The sequence below is a fragment of the Microbacterium sp. 1S1 genome, assembly GCF_008271365.1.
Classification (GTDB): Bacteria; Actinomycetota; Actinomycetes; order Actinomycetales; family Microbacteriaceae; genus Microbacterium.
The window spans coordinates 3,049,103-3,072,592 of record NZ_CP043430.1 but is presented as its reverse complement, the minus strand read 5'-3'; the positions used below and the strand labels follow the sequence as shown (position 1 = coordinate 3,072,592).

Genomic DNA, 23,490 nt, shown 5'->3' with positions numbered 1-23,490 from the left:
TGCGGTCGGTCGCGGGGCGGTCAGGGCGTCGCGGTGGCGAACCCGGGGCGGGTGCCGTAGCGGCCGAGGGTGTCCTCGTCGAGGGTCACTCCGAGCCCGGGCGTCGCGGGGATGTCGAGGAAGCCCTCGGCGTCCAGCGTCCAGCCGCCGTGGATGAGGTCGTCGACGTACGCCGAGCCCGTCTTGTACTCGACGAGGTCGGTGGCCGAGAGGGCGGAGGCCAGCTGCAGGTCGGCGGCGAGCCCGATGCCGGTGTTCCAGCCGTGCGGGATGAGCCGGATGCCGCGGTCCTGCGCCGCCCACCCGATCCGGCGGGACTCGCTCAGTCCTCCGCCCTTCGTCGTGTCGGGCTGCACGATGTCGAAGGCGTGCCGGTCGAGGTAGGGCTGGAAGCTCTGGCGGCGGGTGAGCACCTCTCCGCCCGAGATGCGGACGGGGGACGTCGCGCGGAGCTCCGCGAAGCCGTCGATGTCGTCCGGGGCGAGGGCCTCTTCGAACCAGGCGACGTCGTAGTCGGCGAGCATCCGGGCGGTCCGCTTCGCCCAGGCCCTGTCGCCCGGGAAGAAGGCCTCGGATCCGCCGGCGTCGACGGCGAGCAGCCGATCGCCGACCGCGGCCCGCGCGGCGGCGACGGTGGCCTCGTCGGTCGCCGCGTCCACGCGGCCGAACTTCCACCAGCCGATCTTGAAGGCCGAGAAGCCGGCCGCGACCAGCGCCCCGAGGTTCTCGGTCATCGGGCCGGCCTCGTCCATGAGCACCGACGCGTACGGACGGACGCGGTCGCGGTGGCGCCCGCCGAGGAGTCGTCCGACGGGCTGGGAGGCCGCCTGGCCGGCGATGTCCCACAGGGCGATGTCGATCGCGCTCGTCGCGTGGGTGAGGGATCCGCCGCGTCCCATCCAGAAGGCGGTCTGGTGCAGCGTCTCGGTCAGGCGCTCGACCTCCTGCGGGTTCTCGCCGATGAGGTGCGGGGAGAGCAGGTCGACGGCGCCGCGCACCAGGGCCTCCGAGGTGAAGGCGCTGCCGACGCCGACGATGCCCTCGTCGGTGTGGACCGCCACGAGGGTGTGCACGATGTCGTCGGGCTGCAGCTCGTGCGACCATCCGCCCTCGGGCGTCGCACCTCGCAGTCCGCACGTGTCGATTCGGGTGATGCGCATGAAGACCTTCCAACCGTGATGAGGGAAAGGGATCCCCTTCCGAAACCGAAGATAGTCGATTGTCGACAACTGGGCAATCTGTGGGTAATGTCTGTTCCTGCACCCGTCAGCGGTGCGACGAGAGACCACAGCGTTGTGCACGACGGCAGCGCGAAGGCCCGAACCCGAAAGGCATCACAATGAAGTTGACGCGCATCCTCACCGGCCTCGCCGTGGCCGCGACGACCGCCCTCGCCCTCACCGCGTGCACCTCGAGCGGCAGCGCGGGAGCAGGCGGCCAGGAGAGCACCCTCACGAAAGTCCTCGAGAAGAAGACGCTCGTCGTCGGCGTGTTCGCGGACGCCCCGCCCTACGGAGTCATGAAGAGCTCGGGGGAGTACGAGGGCTTCGACATCGACGCCGCGCAGGCGCTCGCCGCCTCCCTGGGGGCGGAGATCGAGTACGTGTCCACCACGAACGCGAACCGCATCCCGCTGCTGGAGACCGGCAAGGTCGACATCGTCATCGCCGCCCTCACCAATCTCGACGAGCGTGCGCAGAAGGTGGCCATGTCCCGTCCCTACGCGGCGGAGGGCCAGGTCGTCCTGGTCCCGACGGGGAGCGACATCTCCTCGTACGACGACCTCGACGGCCGCAGCGTCGCCGCCACCCGCGGCAGCGTGCCCGCCACCATCCTCGAGAAGCGCTTCCCGGAGGCCGATGCGAGCCTGTTCGAGGCGGTCGCCGACTCCATCCAGGCCCTGCGCAGTGGCAAGGTCGACGCCCTGATGGAGAGCAACTCCGTCGTCCAGGGGATCCTCGCCGACTCCGGCGACGAGTTCGTCGTCGTCGACGCGCCGCAGCTGAGCCCGTCCGTGGTCTCGATGGGGCTGAAGCAGGGCGACCAGCTATGGCTGAACTACGTCGACAACTTCATCCGGAACTACAACATCAGCGACGCCGCGAACGACTCGTACAACGAGTGGCTCGGCACCGACGTCCCCGAGCTCATCAAGTAGCGACCTCCTCGGCTGCCCCCGCCCCGGGCGGGGCAGCCGGAACGGACAACTCATGCAACTGTTCTTCGGGGACCTCATCCCCCATGCGCCCGAGCTGCTCGCCGGCCTCGGCATCAGCATCCTCATCACCCTCGCGGCCGTGCTCATCGGGTCGCCGCTGGGCGTCGGCGTGTACCTGCTGCGCGCCTCCCGTCTCCCCGTGCTCCGCGCGATCGGCGCCGCGTACGTCGAGGTGATCCGGAACACGCCGCTGCTGCTGCAGCTGTACCTGATCTACTTCGCCCTGCCGTCCGTCGGCGTCAACTTCGACCCGATCACCGCGGGCATCCTCGCCCTCAGCGTCAACAACTCCGCGTACCTCGCGGAGATCTACCGCGCCGGCTTCGAGGCGATCCCGCGGGGGCAGATCGAGGCGGCGGACGCCCTGGGCCTCTCGCGACGCACGACGTTCTTCCACGTGCGTCTCGTGCCCGCCCTGCGCAACGTCCTGCCGTCGCTGACGAACCAGGTGATCCTGCTGTTCCTCGCGTCCTCCATCGCCTCCATCGTCGCGGTGCCCGAGCTCATGCACGTGATGATGGGCATCACGACGAGCACCTTCCGCACGATCGAGACGTTCGTCGTCGGCGGCCTGCTCTATTTCCTCGTCGCGTTCCTCATCGCGGGGGCGTCCCGTCTCCTGGAGACGCGCGGGATCCGCTGGAAGGTGGCCTGATGTTCACGTCGTTCGATCTGCCCGATCTCCTCCTCATCCTGCAGGGCGCGTTCGTGACGCTGCAGATCTGCCTCCTGGCGGTGCTCCTCGGCGGGGTGGTCGGCGTCCTCTCCGGCATCCTCGCGGCCAGCCCGTTCGCCCCGCTGCGCTGGATCAGCGCGATCTGGGTGGGGGCGATCCGCGGGGTCCCCGTGCTGCTCATCATCTTCTTCGTCTACTTCGCCCTGCCCCTGATGTCGCCGGGCAGCAACGTGCCGGACTACTGGGCGGCCGTGATCGCCCTCACGATCTTCGCCTCGGCGTACATCAGTGAGATCGTCCGCGGCAGCATCCAGGCCCTCCCGCGCGGACAGTTCGAGGCGGCGCAGGCGCTGGGGCTCTCCTGGCCGCAGCAGCTCCGCTTCGTGGTGATGCCGCAGGCGGCGCGCATCATGGTGCCGCCGGGCATCGGCTTCCTCGTCGTGCTCATCAAGGACAGCTCGCTGGTGGCCGTCATCGGCCTGATCGAGCTCACCCGGGCGGGCAACATCGTCGCCTCGCAGACAGGCCAGCCGATCCTCGCCTACCTCGTGGTGGGGGCGGTCTACTTCGTCATCTGCTTCGCCCTCTCCGTCGCCGGCCGCCGCTACGAACGCCGACTCACCATCCATGCGCGCCCGCCCCGGGTGGAGGACGCGCTCACCCTTTCCCGAGGAGACTCGAAATGATCACTGTCACCGACCTGCGGCTCAGCTTCGGCGCCACCGAGGTGCTGCACGGGATCACGTGCGACGTCGCCGAAGGCGAGGTCGTCTGCATCATCGGAGCGTCCGGCTCCGGCAAGAGCACCCTGCTGCGCTGCATGAACGGGCTGGAGACGCCCAGCCACGGCAGCATCGAGGTGAACGGGCACCTGCTCACCGCGAAGGAGCGCCGGGCCGACCTCGCCGCCGTCCGCCGCGATGTCGGCATGGTGTTCCAGCAGTTCAACCTCTTCCCCCACCTCACGGCGCGGGAGAACGTCACGCTCGCCCCGCGCAAGGTGCTCGGCATCGGGGCGTCGGAGGCCGCCGCGCGGGCCGACGCCCTGCTGGCGAAGGTCGGGCTGTCCGCCAAGGCCGACGCCCACCCGGGCAACCTGTCCGGCGGGCAGGCCCAGCGCGTCGCGATCGCCCGCGCCCTCGCGATGCAGCCGCGCGTGATGCTCTTCGACGAGCCGACCTCGGCGCTGGACCCCGAGATCGTCGGCGAGGTCCTCTCCGTGATGAAGGGGCTCGCGCAGGAGGGCATGACGATGGTCGTCGTCACGCACGAGATCGGCTTCGCCCGCGAGGTCGCCGACCGTGTCATCTACATGGACGACGGGCGCATCGTCGAGAGCGGCACCCCGCAGCAGCTGCTGTCCCACGCGCAGACCGAGCGGGCGCGGGCGTTCCTCGGGAAGGTGCTCTGACGTCGTGGTCGACCTCCTCATCCGCGGGGCGACCGTCATCGACGGCACCGGGGCGGAGCCGTTCCCGGCCGACGTCGGGATCGTCGGCGATCGCATCGCGGTCGTCGCGCCTGAGGCCGGCATCGCCGCCGCCGCGGAGCTCGACGCGGGCGGCCTGCTCCTCACCCCGGGGCTCATCGACCCGCACAGCCACAGCGACTGGTCGGTCCTCGGAAACCGCGATGCACTGAGCACGGTGCACCAGGGGGTGACGACCGAGGTCGTGGGCAACTGCGGCGTCACGTACGCGCCGATCGCCGACGGCGACGAGGAGACCGCCCGCCGGGCACTCGCGGCCTTCGGTTACGACGGTGAGGTGCGCTGGCGGTCGTTCGCCGACCTCCTCGCCGTCGTGCACGACGGCGGCACGGCGCAGAACCTCGCCTGGTTCGTCGGGCACACGGGTCTGCGTCGCGCCGCCGCGCGGACGGAGGGCGACCTGGTGCGCACCATGGAGCGGCACCTCCACGAGGCGCTCGACGCCGGCGCGCTGGGTTTCAGCTCCGGCCTGGAGTACGGCGCGGGGCGCAACGCCTCGACGCCGGAGCTGGAGGCGCTGGCCCGCGTGGCGGGACGCCACGACGCCATGTACGCCAGCCACATCCGCAACCGGGATATGGCGCTCGCGGAGGCCGTGGCGGAGTTCTTCCGCGTCGTCCACGCCGGGGAGCTGCGCGCGCAGCTGTCGCATCTGAACGTGCGGCACGACACCGGCGCCCACGAGGGGGCGTGGGAGGAGGCGGTGGCCCGGCTGGAGAGCGAGCGCCGGTCCGGGGTCGACGTCCTCGCGGACATGACCCCCTATCCCGACGGCATCGGGCTCGCCGCGGGACTGCTGCCCGACTGGCTGCTCTCGGCCGGGGAGGAGGCCGCGGCCGCCGCCCTCCGCGATCCGGCGGTGCGTGCGCGGGTGCGTGCGGACGCCGACCGGTACTGGCGCTTCGTGCACCGGGGCCAGTGGGAGCGCGTCCGGCTGGCGGTGAGCCCGGCCACCCCCGACTGGGAGGGGCTGATCCTCCCGGAGATCGCGGCGGCGAACGGGACGGACGAATGGGACGCCTACTTCGACATCATGGCGGCGTCGGGTGGCGACCTCGGAGCCGTGCAGTTCATGGGAGCGCTGTTCCATCCCGACCACGTCGCCGAGGCGGTGCGCCATGAGCGCTTCCTCCTCGGCGTGGACGGCTTCACGTCCCGCCGGGACGGCGTCCTCGGTGCCCGGACCCCGCACCCCCTGTTCTTCCACGGCTCCCAGCACTTCCTGAGCCATCACGCACTGCGCGCGGGCACCCTCACGCTGGAGGAGGCCGTGCACAAGATGACCGGCGCGGTCGCGCGGCACTTCCGCCTCCGCGACCGGGGCGTCGTCGCCGAGGGGGCCTTCGCCGACCTGGTCCTGTGGGACCCCGAACTGCTGCGGGCGACGGACACCTTCGTCCTGCCCGAGACCTACGCCACCGCCGCCCGCCACGTCTGGGTGAACGGCACCCCGGTGGTCTCGTCGGGAGCGCGCACCGTGCACCGACCCGGAATCCGACTGGAGAGAGCCGATGTCCTCTGAATCCTCATCCGCCGTCGCCGGCACCGCGCCGGAACCCCGCCGTCGCCGGAGCGCCGCCACGACGCCCCCGCCGGGGGAGAGCGGACGCCTCACCCCGGCCGTGACCGGGTTCGCCGCCGCGGCCGCTGTCGGCGGCTTCCTCTTCGGCTTCGACACGGCCGTCATCAACGGCGCGGTCACCGCCATCGAGAACAACCTCGGACTGGACGCCGTCGGTCTGGGCGTCGTGGTCGCCGTCACGCTCCTCGGGGCAGCGGTGGGGGCGCTCGGCGCCGGGTGGATCGCGGATCGCATCGGTCGGCCCCGCACCATGCTCACCGCCGGCGTCGTCTTCTTCGTCGCCGCGATCGGGTGCGGTCTCGCGCAGGGGGTGGTCGACCTCGCCGTGTGGCGGCTGGTCACCGGAATCGCGGTCGGGTTCGCGACCGTGCTCGGCCCCCTCTACATCTCGGAGATCGCGCCGGCCCACGTCCGCGGACGCCTCGCCTCGATGCAGCAGATGGCGATCGTGCTGGGGATCTTCGTCGCCTTGCTCTCGGACAGCGGGATTGCGTGGGTGCTCGGCGGCGCGGATGCGGAGCTGTTCCTCGGGCTGCCGGCCTGGCGCTGGATGTTCATCGCGGGGGTGGTGCCGGCGCTGATCTACCTGGTGCTCGCGCTCGTCGTCCCGGAGTCCCCGCGATTCCTCGTGGCTCGTGGCCGGGTGGAGGCGGCGCGTCGGGTGCTGATGCGGCTGCAGCGCGTCGCGCCGGCCGAGGCGCGACTGCTCACGGACCGCATCGAGGAGTCGCTGCAGCACAAGGACGCGGGGCGCTTCCGCGACCTCCTGGACCGGCGTCGGGGGCTCCTCCCCGTGGTGTGGGTGGGCATCGGGGTGGCCGCGCTGCAGGCGCTCGTCGGCATCGACGTCATCTTCTACTACTCCACCTCGTTGTGGGAGTCGGTCGGCTTCGAGGAGTCCGCCGCGTTCGGGCTGTCGGTGCTGAGCTCCTTCATCAACGTGGCGGCCACCGTCGTCGCGATCGTCCTCATCGACAGGGTCGGGCGCCGCCGGCTCCTGCTGACCGGCTCGGCGGGCATGTTCGTCAGCCTCGTGATCGTGAGCATCGGCTTCTCCACGGCGCGCCTCGTGGACGGGGCGCCCCAGCTCGACGGCGTGTGGGGCCCGGTGACGCTGATCGGCGCGAACCTCTTCGTGGTCGCGTTCGCGGTGTCCTGGGGGCCGGTCGTCTGGGTGCTGCTGGGGGAGATGTTCCCCAACCGGATCCGCGGCGTCGCCCTGTCCGTGTGCGCCGCGGCGAACTGGCTCGCGGGCGTGGCGCTCAACTTCTCGTTCCCCAGCCTGCGGGATGTGTCGCTGCCCGGTAGCTACGCCCTGTACGCGATGATGGCGGCGCTGTCGTTCCTGCTCGTGTACTTCGGGGTCCGGGAGACCAACGGCCGCTCGCTCGAGGAGATGGAGGCGAGCGTGGGGCGCGGCGGGACGGAGGGCCCGTCACGATGACGACGTCGCGCCCGGGTGGCGGGGAGCCCGCGTCGGACCGGGCGACCGTCCACGTCCTGTGGGCGGGCCGTGCACGGGCCACGGTCGTGCCCGCGCACGGCTGCCTGATCCATGAGCTCGATCCGGGCGGCGGAGACGTGCTGTGGTCCGATGGTCGTCCCCCGCGCGTGCTCGTGCCCTCGGGGCTGACGGGGGAGGAGTCGGCGCAGGAGTTCGACGAGGAGGTGCTGGTCGGCGGCTGGTTCCCCATGTTCCCCGGCGCGGGACTGCCGACCGCGTCCACGGCGCAGCACGGGTGGGCGCCCCGGGTACCGTGGACGACCGTCGCGCACGCCGCCGACCGGGTGGTGTGCGTCGCCGACGGGCCGTTCCTCGACGGCGGGGCGGCGGAGCTGACGCGCACGATCGTTCTCGAGGACGGCGCCCTCACGGTCTCGACCGTGGTGCGGAACTCGGGTTCGGGGGTCCGGTCGTTCACGTGGGGCGAGCACCCCTGCTTCTCGCGCGCGTTCTTCGCTCCGGGGCAAGTGCTGTTCGCCGGAGAGCCGGTCGCGGCCGTGCCGGCGCACCCGGACGGCGCGACGGGCCATGTCACGCGTCACGGGGCGCATGCCGCCGCCGCGCTCCTCGGGCCCGCCGGCTCAATCACGCTGAGAGACGTCGCCGGGACGCTGCCGCACTGGTTGCTGTGGTTCAACCACGCCGCCGTCGACCTTCCCCGCGCGGACACGATCGCGTGGGAGCCGTCCACGGCGGCGGGACTGGGGGTGGGCGATGCGCTCGCGGCCGGGTCGGTGGAGCGCCTGGCCGCGGGCGACGCGTTCCACGCCGTCGTGCGTTGTGAATGGACTTTGTCGACAATCTCCCACGCATCGGTACGATGACATGATGAGCGCTCTCTCCTCCCTCCCCGCGGTCCCTGCGGCGTCGCGCCGCGAGCGCGTCGCCGAGATCCTCCGCGAGGCCATCACCACCGGCGACCTGGAGCCCGGTCAGAAGCTGACCGAGCTCGAACTGGCCGCCCAGCTGGGGACCAGCCGGGCGCCGGTGCGTGAAGCCCTGCGCCAGCTCGAGCAGGAAGGCCTCGTCGTCTCGTACCCCTACCGCGGCACCGAGGTGCTCGGCGTCTCGCAGGAGGAGATCGAGAACGTGCTCGTGCCCATCCGCATCGCGCTCGAGCGCTTCGCGTTCGAGAAGGCGATGGCCGTCGTCACCGATGAGGACGTCGCCGCCCTGACCGCGATCATCGACAGCATGGACGAGGCGGCGTCCGCGGGCGACCTCGCCCGGCTCGCGGACGACGACATCCGCTTCCACGAGGCCATCGTGCTCCTGTCGGGGCAGCAGCACTGCCTGCAGATCTGGCGCACCATCCAGCCGCGGGTCCGCGCCTACTTCCGTCGCGACGCGAACTACTACGGCGACTCGCATGCCGTCGCGGACCAGCATCGCGAGCTGATCGGCGCGTTGCAGAGCGGCGACCGCGATCACGGCCTCGCCGCCATCACGGAGCACATCCGCACCCACTTCTCCGCGGCCACCGCTGCGGAGGCCGACCGGTGAGCACGGTCGTCGTCACCGGTGCGGCCGCCGGGATCGGCCGCGGTATCGTGCTCCGCGCCGCCGCGCGGGGCCAGCACATCGCCCTCCTCGACATCGATGAGCGCGCGCTGGCGGACACCGCGGCGGCGGCGCTCGCAGCGGGGGCTGCCTCTGCCCTCGCGCTCCGCTGCGACGTGAGCGTCGAGAGCGAGGTCGACGCGGCCTTCGCGACCGCCGCCGAGCGTCTGCCAACGATCACCGGGGTCGTCGCGAACGCGGGCATCGAGGTGAGCGAGCCGCTCGCGTCGGCGAGCGTCGAGTCGTGGGACCGCGTGATGGCGGTCAACCTCCGCGGGACCTTCCTGACGGCACGCGCGGCCCTCCACCGCTGGCGAGCCGAGGGCACGGGCGGTTCCCTGGTGTGCGTCTCGTCGCCGTCGGCCTTCGTGGGCTTCGCCGGGGGAGCGAACACGGCCTACGGGGCATCGAAGGGTGGCGTCTCCGCGTTCGTGCGGGCCGCCGCATTGGACGCCGCCCCGGACGGGGTGCGGGTCAACGCCGTCGTCCCTGGCGCCACCGACACCGACATCCTCTATTTCGGCTTGGAGGGAGAGGCGTTGGCCGCCCGCCGCACCGAGCTGGGGGAGGCGGCGCGCCAGCAGATCCCGCTGGGGCGAATGGCGCGTCCAGAGGAGATCGCCGACGCCGTCCTGTGGCTTCTCGGCCCGGAGAGCGCGTACGTCACCGGCAGTCACCTCGTGTGCGACGGCGGGCTCCTCGCGAAGAGTGCCAACACCTTCTAGGTGCGGGGGATGATCTCTGGCGCCGCGGCGGAGGGCCCGAACGAGACCGGCCAGGACGCTCGCGAGAGTCTCCGGGTCTTCTGCATGCCCCGTCAAGGGGCTACGGCTCCGCCGTCCCGCGTCCTAGCGTTTCCGCCATGGCTATCGAACTGAACCGACCGGCGCTGAAGCTCGCGCGTTCCCTCGTCCGCGACGGCAAGGTCGTGCGGGACGAACGTGACGACTGGTCCGAGGCGGCGCCCACCGCAGAAGACGAGAACCGCTTCATCGAGGAGCATGGGTGGACGGAGTTCTCCCACTGGCACCTCGGCATCGACAAGAGCGAGAACGCCGAGACGAAGAAGGCGTACAGCTTTCCCTTCGGTGATTTCCGAAAAGTGCGTCGCTCCGGCGTGATCTCGGGGGAGAGTCGCGCCGGACAGTACGACCACGAGGAGATCCGGGACGAGCTGCGGAAGCTCCTCGAGCTCATCGACTCTGCGGAGTGACGCCGCCCGTCCGTATGCTCGTCCCAAGGCTGTTTCGATGACGACGGGGTGGGGCATGGTCGAGGACACCGGCAGGGACGACGCGGACGCGAACGACGAGACGGAGGAGGATCTCCCGTACTACAAGCCGCCGTTCGGCGAGGACGAGGTTCCCGGCTTCCTCGACCGCCTCGTCGCGCACCTGCTCGCCGGGGAGACGCGCGACGCCTTCACGTTCGAGGGGGTCGAGGTGGAGGAGTCCCAGGGGGTGTGGCTGCTCCCGCTCGGAGGCTACGACCCCGACGCGGACGAGTCGCTGAAGCCGAATCCACCCGCAGAGCTGGAGGTTCCCGCCGGCGGGTTCGCCGCCTACGCGGAGGAGTGGACGGAGACGGTGCGCCGGTCGCTGCGCGAAGCGTGGGGTGAGCCGATGGTGCGCACGCCGTCGCTCGTCGGGGAGAACCAGGATCCGGAGGGCATCCTCGACGTGGTCCTCGTCTCGGTGGGTATTCCCGAGGCGGAGATGTGGGACCGCGGTGACCTGTACTGCGTGCTCGTCACGAACTGGGACGCCGAACCCCGGCAGAGCATGCTGCGCCAGGCGATGGTCGTGCTGCCTCGCGAGTACGCCGTCGGCAGCCTCAGCGCGCTCCTGCCGGAAGAGGACATGCACAACGACCTTCTCATGAACGGCGAGCATCCGATCGAGCTGCGACGCCGCGCCTGGCTGCTGAGCACTCTGTTCGGCGCGGGCGAGGTGCGGCTGCGCGACGTCGACGTCCCGGCATCCCGCTTCAGCCTGCAGTCGCGCAGCGGGGTGACGACGGTCTGGACGTTCACGGACGACGGCCGCATCCTCGTACTCATCCAGGACCCGACGTCGACGTTCGCGGAAGAGGCACCGGCGCAGTTCCTCGCCGAGGTGCAGCAGCAGCATGGTGGCGGCGATCCGGATGCCCCGGACCGGTCCGAGCGCGAGGCGGACCTCGCGGAAGCCTGGCTGATCCTCGCCGCGCGGATGCTGGACAGAGTGCCGGACGACCTCCGCGCCCTCATCCCCGCCCGTGGCGAGGACGCCCGGGGCGCGGTGGCGGAGCACGACCTGGAATTCCGCATGCTCGGGGACGAACCTGTACCCGTCATCACCGGGGCGGTGTGGTTCGACGGAGCACACTGGTGCGTCTCGCCGTCGCTCATGGAGATCGGCCGTCGCAACGACTTCGGCATGGACGACTTCGGCTTCGGTGCGGCGGTGCGCCAGCCCTACCGCCTGGGCGGTGCCCTCACCGTCGACGAGATGTCCCGGGAGGGTGACGAACGGCGCGCCTGGTTCGAGCAGGTCTTCGCCGCGTGCCCGTATCCGGAACAGGACCGCCCGTCCGACTCCGAACGCCTCGGCTACGCGGTGCCCACGAGTGGCGATCACCGCGACCTCGTGGCCGACATCGAGCGGGTGACGGCAGCCTGGTGGGAGCGCTCGCCGGAGGACGTCGACTGGGCCGACCGCACGTTCGAGATCGGCGGACGCGGCCTTCGCGACGACCACGGTCGAGCGCTCCGCGTCGTGCTCGCGTCGGGGGAGCGATGGACCGTCGACGCCCTGCAGGCCTGGGCGGAGGACCTCATCCGCGTCATGAGCGAGCGATGGGGAGCGGCCGGAGAGATCCACGCCCGGAACGAGAAGACGGGGACGGACCGCCGCAGTCCACTGACTCGCGTCATGCGGGCCACGGGACTCCTCACCGCGCCGCTCTGGTGGGTCAACGGCCACGCCGTCGCCGTGGTCGCCGGCACGCCCGATCATTCGTACGGCGACGATCCCGAGGTCATCATCGTCATCGCGAGGCCGGACGCCGTGCTCGACCTGGCGCGGGGGAGCAGCCCCTGGGAACTCCGAATCCGGGCCCGTATCCTCTCCGACGTGTCGGCTCTGGTCGGCGACTCCCCGGCGTCCGGACCCCTGGCGTGGGACGGTCCGCCACTCGAGGGCACGTCGATCGTCCCCGACGCGATGCGCGGCGGCTTCCGCACGGGAGACCACTTCTGGACGTGGCACTTCACCCACGACGGTCGCGGGCTTCTCCTGTCCCACCCGACCGGTCCGGACGCCGCAGCTCGGCCTCTACCCTCCTTCGAGGACCAGGTGGCGCTTCTCGCCGGGGTGCCCGACGACCTGCTGTCGCTGGTGGTCGATCGTGATCCTGGAGGCTTCTTCCCCGTCGTCCGGCGCGGTGTGAACGAGCAGACCGAGACGGCCGGCGGGCTCCTCGGCGGCGCGACGACTCTGCCGGCCGTTCACGCGGTGTTCTGGCGAGACGACGTCGACTGGCGGGCGTCCGACGGCATGCTGCAGCGGGTCCGCGCCACGCTCCCGGGGGAGGAGGTGGACACGACGAACCCGCTCGAGACGATCTACGCCGAAGCCATCGGCGTGCCGCAGCTTCAGTGGGCGCTGCGTGTGGGCGAGCGGATGGGGCCACCGACCCTCCTCGATGCGCCGTACGCGAGCTTCGTGTTCGACCGCGTGCCCGAGCGCGAGGAGATCGAGCAGGTTTACGCCGGACTGGGCGTGTTCCCCGATCTCGCGCTCACCGGCACGCTGAACGACCTGCTCGACGTCGTCGTCGACGCGCCGGCGTATCGTTTCCTCCTCGACGCGGCACTCAGCAACCCGGACTCCGCCCGTCGGCGCGAGATCGCGCTCTGGCTCCTGGCGCAGCGGCTCGACGCCTCGCCCCTTCTCTCGTTCCTCAGCCCCGTCAACGTGCTGTTCGCGAACCCGACGCTCGACGCCGGGGACGAACCGGTGCTGCGGCGGCTGCTCGAAGCCGGCGCGACCGCCGCGCCGACGCCCGCCGCCACGCTCCCGGACGGCCATCCGTTCGTGCAGCTCCTGCATCGAGACCTCGCGGAGACGGAGGTGGCGCCGCTCGCTCGCACGCTTCTCGTGCACGGGGGTGTCAATCCGGCGACTCCGGCTCTACCCGACGGACGGAGTCTGGCCGACGTCGCAGCCGGTCCCTTCCCGCACGGGCGTTCTCGCGATGCCCTCGCGGCTGCGATCCGCGAGCTCTGCGAGGAGGAACCTCTCGACACGGCGGTGCGTCCCCTGTGATGAGGGCTTCCGACGGTCGTGCTGTTCGCAGGAAGGAGATGACGTCGGAGAGCTACGGGACGGAGAGGCGCGGTGGCGCCGGAACCTAGCTGCTCAGCGAGGACTCCTCAAGCCCCTCGGCGACTCCGGTTGCGGCGGGGAGACTGGGGACAGTCCGATCGAAGGAGGAGACATGGAATCGACACCCGACGACGTCGGCGGTCAGCCGCTGCGTGACGGCGACGCGACAACCGAGGCCGACCCCAGCAACGATCCCGCGCAGGCGGAATGGGAGCGCACGGAAGCCCTCGACGACGGCGCGACGCCGGAGGAGCTGGACGCGACCACCGCGACGGGCCGTGATCCCGACGAGATCCCCGACCCCGACGACCAGGTGCCGGCGACGGACCTGCCTGGTTCCGCTCCGCAGCCCGAGAGCCAGGGGGATGACCCGGTGCTCGCCGACCTCGGCGACGACGGGCAGGGCGACCTGGGCCCCGGAGACGTCTGATGGCCATCGCATCGATCGTGACCCGATCCAAGAACGGCCAGTGGGTGAACGAGGTGGACGGTGCCCCCGAACTCTCCCGCAGCTACACCAGCCGCGACGAGGCGATCGAAGAGGGGGAGGCACTCGCGTCCGAGCACGGCGTCCGCCACGAGATCGAGCACAGCGAGCCGACCGGCGTCATCACCGACGGGGGTGACCCGGACGACGCCTGATGATCACCAGCCCGGATTCCGGAAGGCTTCCGGGTCCTCGGCATCCTGCGGCTGCTGGAGGTGTCCGCACTCCGGGCACCTCCAGCCGCCCGCGACGGCGAGCATCACGACGTCGTCTTCCGGGCAGTGGGGTGCCGCCCCCTCGCGGTTCGTCATCGCCTCAGGGTAGAGCGGCGGGCGGGCCGAGACCAGAGGCCCACCGTCACCGCAGCACGACGAGTTCCCTGGTCGTCCTGGTCATCGCGACGTAGCGGTCGACCGCGCCGATGCGCCCGTCGCCGAACGCTTCCGGCCGTACGAGTACCACGAGATCGAACTCCAGCCCCTTGGCACTTTCCGGCGTCAATGCGCGGACGCGAGGCCGCGGTGCGAACGCCGAGTCGCCGATGACCGCGGCCACCCCGTCCGGGTGCGAGGCCAGCCAGGCATCCAGCACGTCGTCCACCTCGCCGAGCCCACCGTGGCGGATCGGGATACCGCTCTCTCGCACCGACGAGGGGACGTTCGCATCCGGCAGGGCTTCGCGGATCGCGGGGCCGGCCACCGCCATCACCTCGGCGGGCGTGCGGTAGTTCACCCGCAGCGAGGCGACGCGCACGTCCCGCAGCCCGAGGCGCTCCAGGCGCTCGCCCCAGGACTCCGTGAACTCCCGTCGCGCCTGCGCCCGGTCGCCCACGACCGTGAAGCTCCGGGATGGACAGCGCGCGAGAAGCGTGCGCCATTGCGCGTCGGTCAGTTCCTGCGCTTCGTCCACGACGATGTGCCCGAAGGGACCCGCCAGCTCATCCGGCGGCAGCGGGGCCGGGGCATCCACTCCGGCGAGCACGTTCCTGGCGTCCTGGCCGCGCAGGATGGACATCACCTTCATCTCGCTGTCGTCGCTCGCCACCAGGTGCTGGACCACCGCGGACATCTGGTCCTGCACCGCCGCGGACGCCGCCTGGCGTCGATGCTGCTCTCGCACGGCCTCGGGACTCCCGATCCGTCGGTGCGCCGCGTCGAGCAGGGGGAGATCCGCGTCCGTCCACGGTCCGCCGTCGCTGCGACGCAGGGCTTCCAGATCCTCCGGCGAGAGACCGGGGGCGCATCGCGCGAGAAGCCCCGGCGAAGCCCAGAGCGTCGCGACCACAGCCGCAGGCGAGAGGAGTGGCCAGGCCCGGACGAACGTCCCGGTGAGCTCGTCGTCCTGCCGCAGCCATCGGCGAACCGCGGACTCGGGGACCTCCTCGTCGGGGAGCTGATCGACGAGCATCTCCAGGAGCTCCTCCCAGACCTCATCCCGCGCCTCGTTGCGCGGCGTTGCCGGATCCGCTGTCGCGAAGAGGTCGGCCCAGTCGTCCCTGCCCACCCAGAGGTCGGCCCACGGCGACTCGATGCGGAGCGCATGCGGGGGAGGACTCGTCAGGGCCGCGACCGCCGCCGCGATCACCCGGTCCGGATCCAGTCGCTCCTTCGCCGCCGCGACGCGAGGGTCCGTCTCGGCGATGGCGGTCGCACCTTCCGGAGTGAGGTCCCGCAGGGTGCACAGCCGCACCGTGTCCTCTCCGAGGCTCGGCAGCACGTCCTCGACGTACCCGAGGTATTGGGCATTCGGCCCCACGAAGAGCATGCCGCCCGCGCCGTTCGTGAGTCGGGGCTCCGCGTACAGGAGCTGCGCCGCACGGTGCAGCGCGACGACGGTCTTCCCGGTGCCCGGCCCCCCGTCCACGACGAGGGTGCCCGGCGAGGGTGCCCGGACGATCGCGTCCTGATCCGCCTGGATCGTCGCCAGCACGTCGCGCATCCGCCCCGTGCGGTCGGTGTCCAGACTGGCGAGGAAGGCGGATTGGTCGTCGAGGGATACCGTGTCCGTGAGCCCCGCCGGGCACAGGGCCTCGTCCCAGTAGTCCGTGATCCGCCCGTCCGTCCAGCGATACCGGCGCCGCGCGACGAGGCCCTTCGGGTCCTCCCAAGTGGCGGCGAAGTACGGCTCCGCGGCCGGGGCCCGCCAGTCGACGAGCAGCCGCGTGCCGTCCGCGTCGGAGACGCCGCTGCGACCGATGTAGACGGGTGGCCCGTCGGCCGGCGTCATGCGGCCGAGGCACATGTCGATCCCGAACCGGTCCCTGAGCCGCAGCGTCGCGCTGAGTCGCCGGATCTCGAGGTCGCGCTCCACCGCCGTGACGCCGGCTTCGGCGGTCTGCCGTCGCAGGAGCGCGAGGCGGGCGGATAGCGCGTCCCGTTCGCGCGACAACGCAGCATCGAGCCGCCGGAGGTGAGCGCGGTCGGCGGCGATGAGGCGGTCCGCCGACTTCGCGGCATGTCGATCGGAAAGGTGAAAGGGGTCGAGCACCGGAATCTCCTTCGCGGAAACGCGCACGATGGCACGCGAGCCGTCGATTCTGCCCGGCGATGGGGGCCTTGTGGCAAGCCCCCATCCCGGCGATATCCTGGAAATGCAGGGAGACGAGGGGACCTCATCATGACCCACCGGATCGGCTATCTCATCGGCAGCCTCGCATCGGACTCGATCAACCGCGTCCTCGCCACGGCCCTCGTACGGCTGGCGCCGCCGGAGCTCGAGCTCGTGGAGATCCCCATCCGAGACCTCCCGCTGTACAACCGCGACGACGAACTCGAACCCGTGTCCGCCGTCACCGCGTTCAAACGCGCGGTCGAGGGCTCGGACGGTCTGCTCCTCGTCTCACCGGAGTACAACCGGTCCATCCCCGGTGCGCTGAAGAACGCCATCGACTGGGGCTCGCGCCCGTGGGGGCACAACTCCTTCGCCCGCAAACCCACCGGGATCATCGGGGCCTCCACCGGCGCGATCGGCACGGCGGTCATGCAGTCCTCGATGCGGAGCGTGCTGAGCTTCCTCAACGCGCCGCAACTCAACGCACCCGAGGCCTACATCACGTTCCGACCCGAGGTGTTCGGCGCGGACGGCCAGGTGCATGACGCCGACACGGAGAAGTTCCTCGCGCATTACATGGAGGAGTACGCGGCCTTCGTCGAACGAGTGCTGTCGCTCACCGCTCCGGGCCACGTCGGCGACCGGTAGCCCGCGCTCGCGGAGGCCGCGTCACAGGGAGGCCTCCGCGACGAGCCTGACCAGAGCCAACGCGTCGTGGGGCGCGTGTCCCCGCGCGTCGTTGTCGAAGTAGACGTAGACATCTCGCGGCTTCCCATCGCCGGCCCCGGTCCCGTCGGCCCAGCCGCGGATGAGGGTCGCCCAGTCCCGCAGCTCAGCCTCGGTGTATGCGCTGTGGTAGAGCATCTGCGCGCCGTGGAGCCGAATGTAGACGATGCCGGAGGTGAGCGCGTCGAACCGGGGCCACTTCCCGGCGGTGTCGGCGATCACGAGTGAGGTGCCATGGTCGTGCAGGAGACGCAGACTCGGCTCTTCGGCGAAGGAGTCGGAACGCGGTTCGAGGGCGTACCGGAGGGGACGGTCGGCGTCGATCTCGAGCCACGCCCTGTCCTGGAGCCTCTCGTCGTGACGGCGTGCGAGCTCGAGGGCCTCTGCGGTCGTCCGAGGGAGCGTGTCGAGGAAGGTCCCCAGGAGCTCGGCATCGAAGCGCTGACGCTCGGGGAGCTGCCAGAGGATCGGACCCAGGCGGGGGCCGAGCGCGAGGACCCCGGAGGCGAAGAAGTTCGCCAGGGCCTGCTCGACGTTCCGCAGCCGCAGCATGTGACTGACGTAGCGCGAGCCCTTGACCGCGAACACGAAGTCCTCGGGGACGCTGTCCGCCCACCGGCGGTAGCTGTCGGGCCGCTGCAGCGAGTAGAACGATCCGTTGAGCTCCACGGTGGGGAACAGCGAGCCGATGTGCTCGAGCTCTCGTCGCTGCGGCAGCCCGCGGGGGTAGAAGTCGCCGCGCCACCGGGCGTAGCGCCACCCCGAGACACCGATGCGAACCCGACCTCGACCACCTCTCCGCGTCATGGACGCTCCCGTGGGGTCAAGCCCCTTGCCGCTGCGTCTCGACGTCGGCAGGCTGGAGACACCCACACCGAAGGAGGAGAAGCCATGTCCTTCACTGACCATCCGATCGACGATGTGAAGCCCGAGGCGGACCTGCAGGAGCAGGAGCGGCTCGCGGAGGAGACGCCCGAGGACCCGGAGGTCCCGGCTCCTTCGTCGCCGGAACCGTATCCGATCGAGGCGGACCCTGCGGATGCGGCGGAGCAGCGCATCGAAGTGCCGCTCGACGACGACGACCTCGACGTAGAGTCCGAGGACTGACCGCTTCCGGCGACGCGCTCGCCGGAGGGGCGTCGGAGACAGCGAAGGGGCGTCATGGGCAAGGACCGTAGTCCCGCGGATGGTGTCTGCCCCGGGGGTTGACGCTCGTCGGAGCGGCGGCTAGCCGCGGGGTATGCCCTCTCGACGGGACCGCCCCAACCCGGTGCTGCCGAGAGGGCTCACCGTCCTTCCCGGACGGTTGGGGAGGCGGCGAAAGTCTCGCTGTCTCAGCGGCCGAATCCCCAGTCGTCGGCCGGTAGCCCCCGCTACGAGAGCAGGATATCCCTTAATCCTCGTGTCCGCCATTTGGGGGACAAAGATTTCTTCGAAAATTCTCGCCAACCGGGTCTCTGTTCTCGGCGGTGGGTGTTCCGTAGGGTGGAGGAATGGACAGGTTGCTCGTCTTCGCCGGTCAGGTCGCTCTTCCCGTCGGGCACCGCGTCGAGGTGTCCGAGCACCTCGATCCGCGGACGGAGGAGCCCGTCGTCCTGTCCCTCGTCGATCTCGACACGGGCATCCGTTACCGTCGCGGCGAGCACCAGGCCGCCGAGGTGACGCACTGGATCGGTCGCGTTCTGGAGTGCACGGTGGCGGTGGGGGGTGCGCCGCGGACGTCACTGCTCATCGACCCGATCGGGCCGTCGAACAGCGGTGCCGGGATCGCTCTGCGTGGAGCCGATGCAGCTGTCAACGCGGCGAAGGCCGAGGCCGACCGCTGGGGTGGCACCGATCGCCCAGTGCCGGAGGCGCCCGAACGTTTCTGGTGACCTCCGGCATCATCGGAAGTCCCGTGAGCGGTGCGTGACCCCGGTGCGGAGATCCTCGAAGGCGTCGGCGAGCACGTTGACCACGCCCTCCGGAGAACGCTCGAGGATTCCGCGGATGATGAGTGCCGGAGACTCCCGCGCGATGCGGCCGAAGCGGCCCCACACTCCGGTGGAGCAGATCACGTTCACGAGGCCGCTCTCGTCCTCGAGGTTGATGAAGGTGACCCCGGCGGCGGTAGCGGGTCGTTGCCGGTGGGTGACGAGACCTGCCACCTCCACGCGTCTACCGGATTCGTGCCGCTGCAGATCCGCAGCCGTCAGGACGCCCCGCGCCCTCAGCTCCGCGCGGAAGTGCGTCATCGGGTGGTCGTCGGTGGAGATGCCCGTGGCCCAGAGATCCGCCGAGAGCCGCTCGTAGCTGGTCTGATCGGCGAACAGCGGCGGCTGCACCGCCACCGTGGTTCCCGGGAGGAACCGGGAGCGATCCTCCGCCGCCGCGCCGGCGAGCCAGATCGCCTCCCGGCGCTCTAACCCGAGGCAGGCGAAGGCCCCGGCGGTGGCGAGGGCCTCCAGTTGAGCAGCCGTGGCGTCGGTCCGGCGAACGAGATCGTGCAGGTCGCGGTAGGGGCCGTTCGCCTCGCGCTCGGCGACGATGCGCTCCGCCAGCGGCACCCCGATCCCACGGATGCCGCTGAGCCCCAGGCGCACCGCGAATCGTCCGTCCCGGCGGTGCGCGGCGGATTCATCCGGTGCGCTCCGATCGAAACGGTGGACGGGTGGCTGAGGATCGACCAGGCAGTCGGGCCGCCCGGTGGCTCCGGCGGCGTCCGGGGTGAGCGGCTCGAGAGTCTCGGTGGCAGCGGAGCGGTGGAGATCGGGGCGGCGGACCTCCACGCCGTGCCGACGGGCATCCGCCGTGAGGGTCGCTGGGGAATAGAAGCCCATCGGCTGCGACCGCAGCAGACCCGCCAGGAAGGCGGCCGGGTAGTGCAGCTTGAGCCACGAGCTCGCGTAGACGAGCAGGGCGAAGGACAACGAATGCGACTCAGCGAAGCCGAAGTTCGAGAACGCCTGGATCTGTGCGTAGATGCGGTCCGCGGCCTCGTCGACGAGACCGCGACGGGCCATCCCCGCGTACAGCTTGTCCCTGACCTTCTCGATCTTCTCCAGACCCCGCTTCGATCCCATCGCCCTGCGCAGCAGGTCCGCCTCATCGGCCGTGCAGTCGCCGACAGCCGTGGCCATCTGGATGAGCTGCTCCTGGAAGATGGGGATGCCCAGGGTCCGCGCGAGGATGTCCTCGAGGTCGTGGTGCGGGTACGGGATGGGGAACTCCTCGAGGGGCTCGCCCTTGGCCTCCCGCACCCTGTTCGCCTCGTCCACCTTGTCCTTCGCCATCTTCCGCCGGACGAACGGGTGGACGGCTCCCCCCTGGATGGGCCCGGGGCGGATGAGGGCGATCTGGATCGCGAGGTCGTAGAAGCGCCGCGGCTGCAGCCGGGGGAGCAGCCCGATCTGTGCGCGGGACTCCACTTGGAAGACGCCGATCGAGTCGGCCCGGCAGAGCATGTCGTAGACACCCGCCTCCTCCTTCGGCAGGGTCTCCAGCGTCCACTCTTCGCCCGTCGCTTCCCTGACCAGATCGAAGCAGTGCTGCAGTGCCGCCAGCATGCCCAGACCCAGCAGATCGAACTTCACCAATCCCATGAAGGCGGCGTCGTCCTTGTCCCACTGGATCACGGTGCGGTCCTCCATGCGCGCGTGCTCCACCGGAACCACCTCGCCGACCGGGCGGGCCGTGAGCACCATGCCGCCCGAGTGGATCCCCAGGTGCCGCGGCGCCTTCAGCAGCTCGCCCGCATAGTCGAGCACGGTGTCGGGGATGTCGTGCCCCTCGACGGGTTCGAGCCCCGAGCCCCAGCCGTCCACCTGCCGCGACCAGGAGTCCTGTTGTCCCGGCGAATGCCCGAGCGCCCTGGCCATGTCGCGGACCGCGTTCTTCGGCCGGTACTGGATGACGTTCGCCACCTGAGCCGCTCGCTCCCTGCCGTACTCCCGATAGACCCACTGGATGATCTCCTCCCGTCGCCGCGAGTCGAAGTCCACGTCGATGTCCGGTTCCTCCGTACGGGTGGTGGCGAGGAAGCGCTCGAAGGGGAGACGGTAGAGGATCGGGTCGACCGCGGTGATGCCCAGCAGGTAGCAGACCGCGCTTGCGGCCGCGGATCCTCGCCCCTGGCAGAGGATGCCGCGGCGCCGGGCCTCCGCCACGATGCCGTGCACGATGAGGAAGTATCCGGGGAAGTCCTTCTCCTCGATCACGTCGAGCTCGCGCTCGATGCGCCGATGACCATCCTCATCCAGTCGCGGATACTTCGTGGGGACCGCATCCCAGACCAGCTTCCGCAGCCAGCTCATCGGTGTGTGCCCCGCCGGTACGTCCTGTCGGGGGAGAGCGGGGCGCGCCATCCGCAACGGGAAAGCGGAAGCCGCCGCCAGCTCCAGTCCGTGGGAGATCGCGCCGGGATATCGCCGGAAGCGTGCCGTCATCTCCGCTCCGCTGCGCAGGTGCGCTCCGCCGTGGGCCGGCAGCCAGCCGTCGAGCTCGTCCATACTCCGGACCGCTCGGACCGCGGCCACCGCCTCGGCGAGCGGCGCCTGGTCCGGCCGGGCGTAGTGCACGTTGTTGGTCGCCACGACGGGGAGTCGCATCCGGTCGGCGAGGTCCGCGAGGGCGTCATTGCGCCGCGTGTCCAGCGGATCGCCGTGGTCGAAGAGCTCGACGGCGACGTTGTCGTTCCCGAAGAGGTCGACGAGACGGCGCAGCGGTGCGGCGGCGTCTCCGGCCTCGAGCCCTCGCCGTACCGCGCCTTTGCGACAGCCGGTCAGGATGGTCCAGTGCCCGTCGGCGGTCGCGGCGAGGTCGTCGAGGTCGTAGACCGGGCGTCCCTTCTCCCCGCCGCGCAGCTGGGCCGCCGTGATCGCGCCCGACAGCCGGTGGTATCCCTCGAGGCCCCGAGCGAGCACGAGCAGATGCGAGCCCGCGGGATCGGCAGCCCCCTGCGGGGAGGAGGGGAGGTCGAGCGAGAGCTCGGCGCCGTACACGGTCTGCAGCCGCAGTTCCATGAGCTCCGCCAGCTCCGCGAAGCGGGCGGCGCCGTAGAACCCGTCGTGGTCGGTGAGGGCGAGAGCGCTCAGACCGAGACGCTCGGCCTCCGCGAGGAGGTCTTCGGGGGAGGACGCCCCGTCGAGGAACGAGTAGGAGGAATGTGCGTGCAGCTCGGCATAGGGCACCGCCTCCTCAGGACGCTCGGGGAGGACAGGGGGGACGCGCTTCCGTGGCCGGCTCACCGGACCGGGGTCAGGTCGAAGCCCGGGCGGCGCGGGTGCGGATCCCGGAGCGGGCTCTCCGCTGAGGGTGCGTTCGAGCTGATCCCAGGTCAACGGCGGGTTGTGCCAGCCCATCAGCGGTACCTCCCTTCGGCCCACCAACGTTCTCCGGCCAGGAAGACCAGCCAGGCGCGATCCCGGTCGTCGACGATCTGGAGCCGGTGTCCTCGTTTGCCGCCGCCCGCGCTCCAGCGCCGCTCGTGCACGGGCCACGGGCCGGCCCAGGCTTGCACGCCGGCGCCGTCGATGCGGGCGGGGTCGTGTGTGAGAGTGCCCCGATCGTCGATGTCGATCGGGCTGCCGTCCGCAGCGACCACGCCGATGGGGCGCGGTGGTCGGAACACCTCGGAGGGCAGAGGGTCGGGGAGGCTCCCCGGCCAGGGGGAGCGCGGATCACGAGGTGGCACCGCGCGCTCGCCCCACGGCGTGAGCACCTGACGATCGGCGAGCCAGCGTCCGCCGGAGAGGGCGGCGGTGACGACGCCCTGATGCCCCAGCATGGTCTGCACCCGCGAGACCGCGTGATGCAGGCGCTCATCGGTGCCCGAGCCGAAGAGCCCCGGTTGGTGGTGGGCTGCGTCATCCACGGCGACGGGGAGAAGGCGTGCGGCCACGATGCCCCCGAACGCCCTCGCCTCGTCAACGGGCTCTCGGGCGGTCACGGCGGCCAAGGCCTCCAATTGCCAGCGCACGCGGTCCACGAGGTCGGCGGCGTCGAAGCTCGTCGGGTGCAGCCAGGTGCGGGAGTGGACAACGCCGTCGTCGTCGGTCAGGTCGATCCGCACTTCCGTGCACACCAGGGAGGCGTCCGCCAGAGCGAGCATCACGGCATCGGCCGTCTGCCGCACGGCGAAGGCCACCTGGTCGGCGCCGCCGAGAGGGGATTCGAATTCGATGGTCCTGGCCAGCTCGGGATCCGGCGGGCGGGGGAGCCAGAGGGCGGGAGTCGGCGCCGGCCGCGAGGGCTTGCAGGCGGGCACCGTGCTCGCCGAAGCGATCGCGGACGTCGAGAGGGGCCAGCGCGGTGAACTCGCCGAGAGTCCGCACGCCGAGCCGGAGGAGGAGAT

The 23,490-nt window shown here is 71.0% G+C and carries 22 protein-coding genes; 16 read left to right on the top strand and 6 right to left on the bottom strand.

Annotated elements, in window-relative coordinates:
- Window positions 1-20: 20 nt before the first annotated feature.
- Window positions 21-1,160 (bottom strand): mandelate racemase/muconate lactonizing enzyme family protein, encoded by a 1,140-nt coding sequence (locus FY549_RS14865; RefSeq protein WP_149085703.1) that lies wholly within the window; start codon window positions 1,158-1,160, stop codon window positions 21-23.
- 179 nt (window positions 1,161-1,339) lie between these two features.
- On the opposite strand from FY549_RS14865, the gene FY549_RS14860 reads away from it, so the two are divergent.
- The 13 genes from FY549_RS14860 (at window position 1,340) to FY549_RS14800 (ending at window position 14,038) form a co-directional block, all read left to right on the top strand.
- Window positions 1,340-2,158, top strand: a complete 819-nt coding sequence (locus FY549_RS14860; RefSeq protein ID WP_149085702.1) for a transporter substrate-binding domain-containing protein — start codon at window positions 1,340-1,342, stop codon at window positions 2,156-2,158.
- Between the two features lie 52 nt (window positions 2,159-2,210).
- Entirely contained in the window at window positions 2,211-2,873 is a 663-nt protein-coding gene (locus FY549_RS14855) for an amino acid ABC transporter permease (protein WP_149085701.1), read from the top strand.
- On the top strand, window positions 2,873-3,580 hold the full coding sequence (locus tag FY549_RS14850) for an amino acid ABC transporter permease (protein WP_149085700.1): 708 nt from the start codon (window positions 2,873-2,875) through the stop codon (window positions 3,578-3,580). The genes FY549_RS14855 and FY549_RS14850 overlap by 1 nt, the downstream gene beginning before the upstream one ends.
- Window positions 3,577-4,305: an amino acid ABC transporter ATP-binding protein gene (locus tag FY549_RS14845; protein ID WP_149085699.1), complete on the top strand. Its 729-nt coding sequence runs from the start codon at window positions 3,577-3,579 to the stop codon at window positions 4,303-4,305. Before FY549_RS14850 ends, FY549_RS14845 begins: the two co-directional genes overlap by 4 nt.
- A 4-nt stretch (window positions 4,306-4,309) precedes the next feature.
- Window positions 4,310-5,905, top strand: coding sequence for an N-acyl-D-amino-acid deacylase family protein (locus tag FY549_RS14840; RefSeq protein ID WP_149085698.1), 1,596 nt, complete (start codon window positions 4,310-4,312; stop codon window positions 5,903-5,905).
- A complete protein-coding gene (locus FY549_RS14835; RefSeq protein ID WP_149085697.1) occupies window positions 5,895-7,409 on the top strand; it encodes a sugar porter family MFS transporter in 1,515 nt (504 codons plus the stop codon). The genes FY549_RS14840 and FY549_RS14835 overlap by 11 nt, the downstream gene beginning before the upstream one ends.
- A complete protein-coding gene (locus FY549_RS14830; protein ID WP_149085696.1) occupies window positions 7,406-8,293 on the top strand; it encodes a hypothetical protein in 888 nt (295 codons plus the stop codon). Before FY549_RS14835 ends, FY549_RS14830 begins: the two co-directional genes overlap by 4 nt.
- A gap of 4 nt (window positions 8,294-8,297) precedes the next feature.
- The gene (locus tag FY549_RS14825; RefSeq protein ID WP_149085695.1) at window positions 8,298-8,972 is read left to right on the top strand and encodes a GntR family transcriptional regulator; all 675 of its coding nucleotides are present in this window, start codon (window positions 8,298-8,300) and stop codon (window positions 8,970-8,972) included.
- A complete protein-coding gene (locus FY549_RS14820; protein ID WP_149085694.1) occupies window positions 8,969-9,754 on the top strand; it encodes an SDR family NAD(P)-dependent oxidoreductase in 786 nt (261 codons plus the stop codon). Before FY549_RS14825 ends, FY549_RS14820 begins: the two co-directional genes overlap by 4 nt.
- A gap of 137 nt (window positions 9,755-9,891) precedes the next feature.
- A complete protein-coding gene (locus FY549_RS14815) occupies window positions 9,892-10,242 on the top strand; it encodes a hypothetical protein (protein WP_149085693.1) in 351 nt (116 codons plus the stop codon).
- A gap of 37 nt (window positions 10,243-10,279) precedes the next feature.
- Window positions 10,280-13,336, top strand: coding sequence for a hypothetical protein (locus FY549_RS14810; protein WP_149085692.1), 3,057 nt, complete (start codon window positions 10,280-10,282; stop codon window positions 13,334-13,336).
- Window positions 13,337-13,508: 172 nt separating this feature from the next.
- Complete coding sequence (locus FY549_RS14805) at window positions 13,509-13,826, top strand: sugar ABC transporter ATPase (protein ID WP_149085691.1); 318 nt, start codon at window positions 13,509-13,511, stop codon at window positions 13,824-13,826.
- Complete coding sequence (locus FY549_RS14800) at window positions 13,826-14,038, top strand: DUF2188 domain-containing protein (RefSeq protein ID WP_149085690.1); 213 nt, start codon at window positions 13,826-13,828, stop codon at window positions 14,036-14,038. The genes FY549_RS14805 and FY549_RS14800 overlap by 1 nt, the downstream gene beginning before the upstream one ends.
- 3 nt (window positions 14,039-14,041) lie before the next feature.
- Here FY549_RS14800 and FY549_RS16580 read toward each other — a convergent pair whose 3' ends face one another.
- Together FY549_RS16580 and helR are read right to left on the bottom strand one after the other, a co-directional pair.
- Window positions 14,042-14,194, bottom strand: coding sequence for a hypothetical protein (locus tag FY549_RS16580; protein WP_187614883.1), 153 nt, complete (start codon window positions 14,192-14,194; stop codon window positions 14,042-14,044).
- Window positions 14,195-14,240: 46 nt separating this feature from the next.
- The gene (gene helR, locus FY549_RS14795; protein WP_200838771.1) at window positions 14,241-16,370 is read right to left on the bottom strand and encodes an RNA polymerase recycling motor ATPase HelR; all 2,130 of its coding nucleotides are present in this window, start codon (window positions 16,368-16,370) and stop codon (window positions 14,241-14,243) included.
- 129 nt (window positions 16,371-16,499) lie between these two features.
- Here helR and FY549_RS14790 point away from each other — a divergent pair, with 129 nt between their 5' ends.
- Window positions 16,500-17,081 carry an NADPH-dependent FMN reductase gene (locus FY549_RS14790; protein ID WP_187614882.1) on the top strand — a complete coding sequence of 194 codons (582 nt, stop codon included), beginning with the start codon at window positions 16,500-16,502 and terminating at the stop codon, window positions 17,079-17,081.
- Between the two features lie 21 nt (window positions 17,082-17,102).
- On the opposite strand, the gene FY549_RS14785 is transcribed toward FY549_RS14790, so the two are convergent.
- A complete protein-coding gene (locus tag FY549_RS14785; RefSeq protein ID WP_149085689.1) occupies window positions 17,103-17,966 on the bottom strand; it encodes a DUF72 domain-containing protein in 864 nt (287 codons plus the stop codon).
- Between the two features lie 84 nt (window positions 17,967-18,050).
- Between FY549_RS14785 and FY549_RS14780 the strand changes: the two genes are divergently transcribed.
- Together FY549_RS14780 and FY549_RS14775 are read left to right on the top strand one after the other, a co-directional pair.
- The gene (locus tag FY549_RS14780; protein ID WP_149085688.1) at window positions 18,051-18,266 is read left to right on the top strand and encodes a hypothetical protein; all 216 of its coding nucleotides are present in this window, start codon (window positions 18,051-18,053) and stop codon (window positions 18,264-18,266) included.
- 386 nt (window positions 18,267-18,652) lie between these two features.
- Window positions 18,653-19,033 (top strand): hypothetical protein, encoded by a 381-nt coding sequence (locus FY549_RS14775; RefSeq protein ID WP_149085687.1) that lies wholly within the window; start codon window positions 18,653-18,655, stop codon window positions 19,031-19,033.
- 9 nt (window positions 19,034-19,042) lie between these two features.
- Here FY549_RS14775 and FY549_RS14770 read toward each other — a convergent pair whose 3' ends face one another.
- Together FY549_RS14770 and FY549_RS16875 are read right to left on the bottom strand one after the other, a co-directional pair.
- Window positions 19,043-22,498 (bottom strand): error-prone DNA polymerase, encoded by a 3,456-nt coding sequence (locus FY549_RS14770; RefSeq protein WP_149085686.1) that lies wholly within the window; start codon window positions 22,496-22,498, stop codon window positions 19,043-19,045.
- Window positions 22,498-23,403, bottom strand: a complete 906-nt coding sequence (locus tag FY549_RS16875; protein ID WP_316247133.1) for a hypothetical protein — start codon at window positions 23,401-23,403, stop codon at window positions 22,498-22,500. Before FY549_RS16875 ends, FY549_RS14770 begins: the two co-directional genes overlap by 1 nt.
- Window positions 23,404-23,490: the final 87 nt, after the last annotated feature.

Excerpts from the sequence above, each read along its gene's own strand:
- FY549_RS14815 (WP_149085693.1), top strand. The coding sequence starts at position 9,892 with ATGGCTATCGAACTGAACCGACCGGCGCTGAAGCTCGCGCGTTCCCTC.
- FY549_RS14865 (WP_149085703.1), bottom strand. The coding sequence starts at position 1,160 with ATGCGCATCACCCGAATCGACACGTGCGGACTGCGAGGTGCGACGCCC.
- FY549_RS16580 (WP_187614883.1), bottom strand. The coding sequence starts at position 14,194 with ATGACGAACCGCGAGGGGGCGGCACCCCACTGCCCGGAAGACGACGTC.
- FY549_RS14825 (WP_149085695.1), top strand. The coding sequence starts at position 8,298 with ATGAGCGCTCTCTCCTCCCTCCCCGCGGTCCCTGCGGCGTCGCGCCGC.
- FY549_RS14785 (WP_149085689.1), bottom strand. The coding sequence starts at position 17,966 with ATGACGCGGAGAGGTGGTCGAGGTCGGGTTCGCATCGGTGTCTCGGGG.
- FY549_RS14780 (WP_149085688.1), top strand. The coding sequence starts at position 18,051 with ATGTCCTTCACTGACCATCCGATCGACGATGTGAAGCCCGAGGCGGAC.
- FY549_RS14775 (WP_149085687.1), top strand. The coding sequence starts at position 18,653 with ATGGACAGGTTGCTCGTCTTCGCCGGTCAGGTCGCTCTTCCCGTCGGG.
- FY549_RS14800 (WP_149085690.1), top strand. The coding sequence starts at position 13,826 with ATGGCCATCGCATCGATCGTGACCCGATCCAAGAACGGCCAGTGGGTG.
- FY549_RS14845 (WP_149085699.1), top strand. The coding sequence starts at position 3,577 with ATGATCACTGTCACCGACCTGCGGCTCAGCTTCGGCGCCACCGAGGTG.
- FY549_RS14850 (WP_149085700.1), top strand. The coding sequence starts at position 2,873 with ATGTTCACGTCGTTCGATCTGCCCGATCTCCTCCTCATCCTGCAGGGC.
- FY549_RS14855 (WP_149085701.1), top strand. The coding sequence starts at position 2,211 with ATGCAACTGTTCTTCGGGGACCTCATCCCCCATGCGCCCGAGCTGCTC.
- FY549_RS14805 (WP_149085691.1), top strand. The coding sequence starts at position 13,509 with ATGGAATCGACACCCGACGACGTCGGCGGTCAGCCGCTGCGTGACGGC.
- FY549_RS14810 (WP_149085692.1), top strand. The coding sequence starts at position 10,280 with ATGACGACGGGGTGGGGCATGGTCGAGGACACCGGCAGGGACGACGCG.
- FY549_RS14835 (WP_149085697.1), top strand. The coding sequence starts at position 5,895 with ATGTCCTCTGAATCCTCATCCGCCGTCGCCGGCACCGCGCCGGAACCC.
- FY549_RS14860 (WP_149085702.1), top strand. The coding sequence starts at position 1,340 with ATGAAGTTGACGCGCATCCTCACCGGCCTCGCCGTGGCCGCGACGACC.
- FY549_RS14830 (WP_149085696.1), top strand. The coding sequence starts at position 7,406 with ATGACGACGTCGCGCCCGGGTGGCGGGGAGCCCGCGTCGGACCGGGCG.
- FY549_RS14770 (WP_149085686.1), bottom strand. The coding sequence starts at position 22,498 with ATGGGCTGGCACAACCCGCCGTTGACCTGGGATCAGCTCGAACGCACC.
- FY549_RS14790 (WP_187614882.1), top strand. The coding sequence starts at position 16,500 with ATGACCCACCGGATCGGCTATCTCATCGGCAGCCTCGCATCGGACTCG.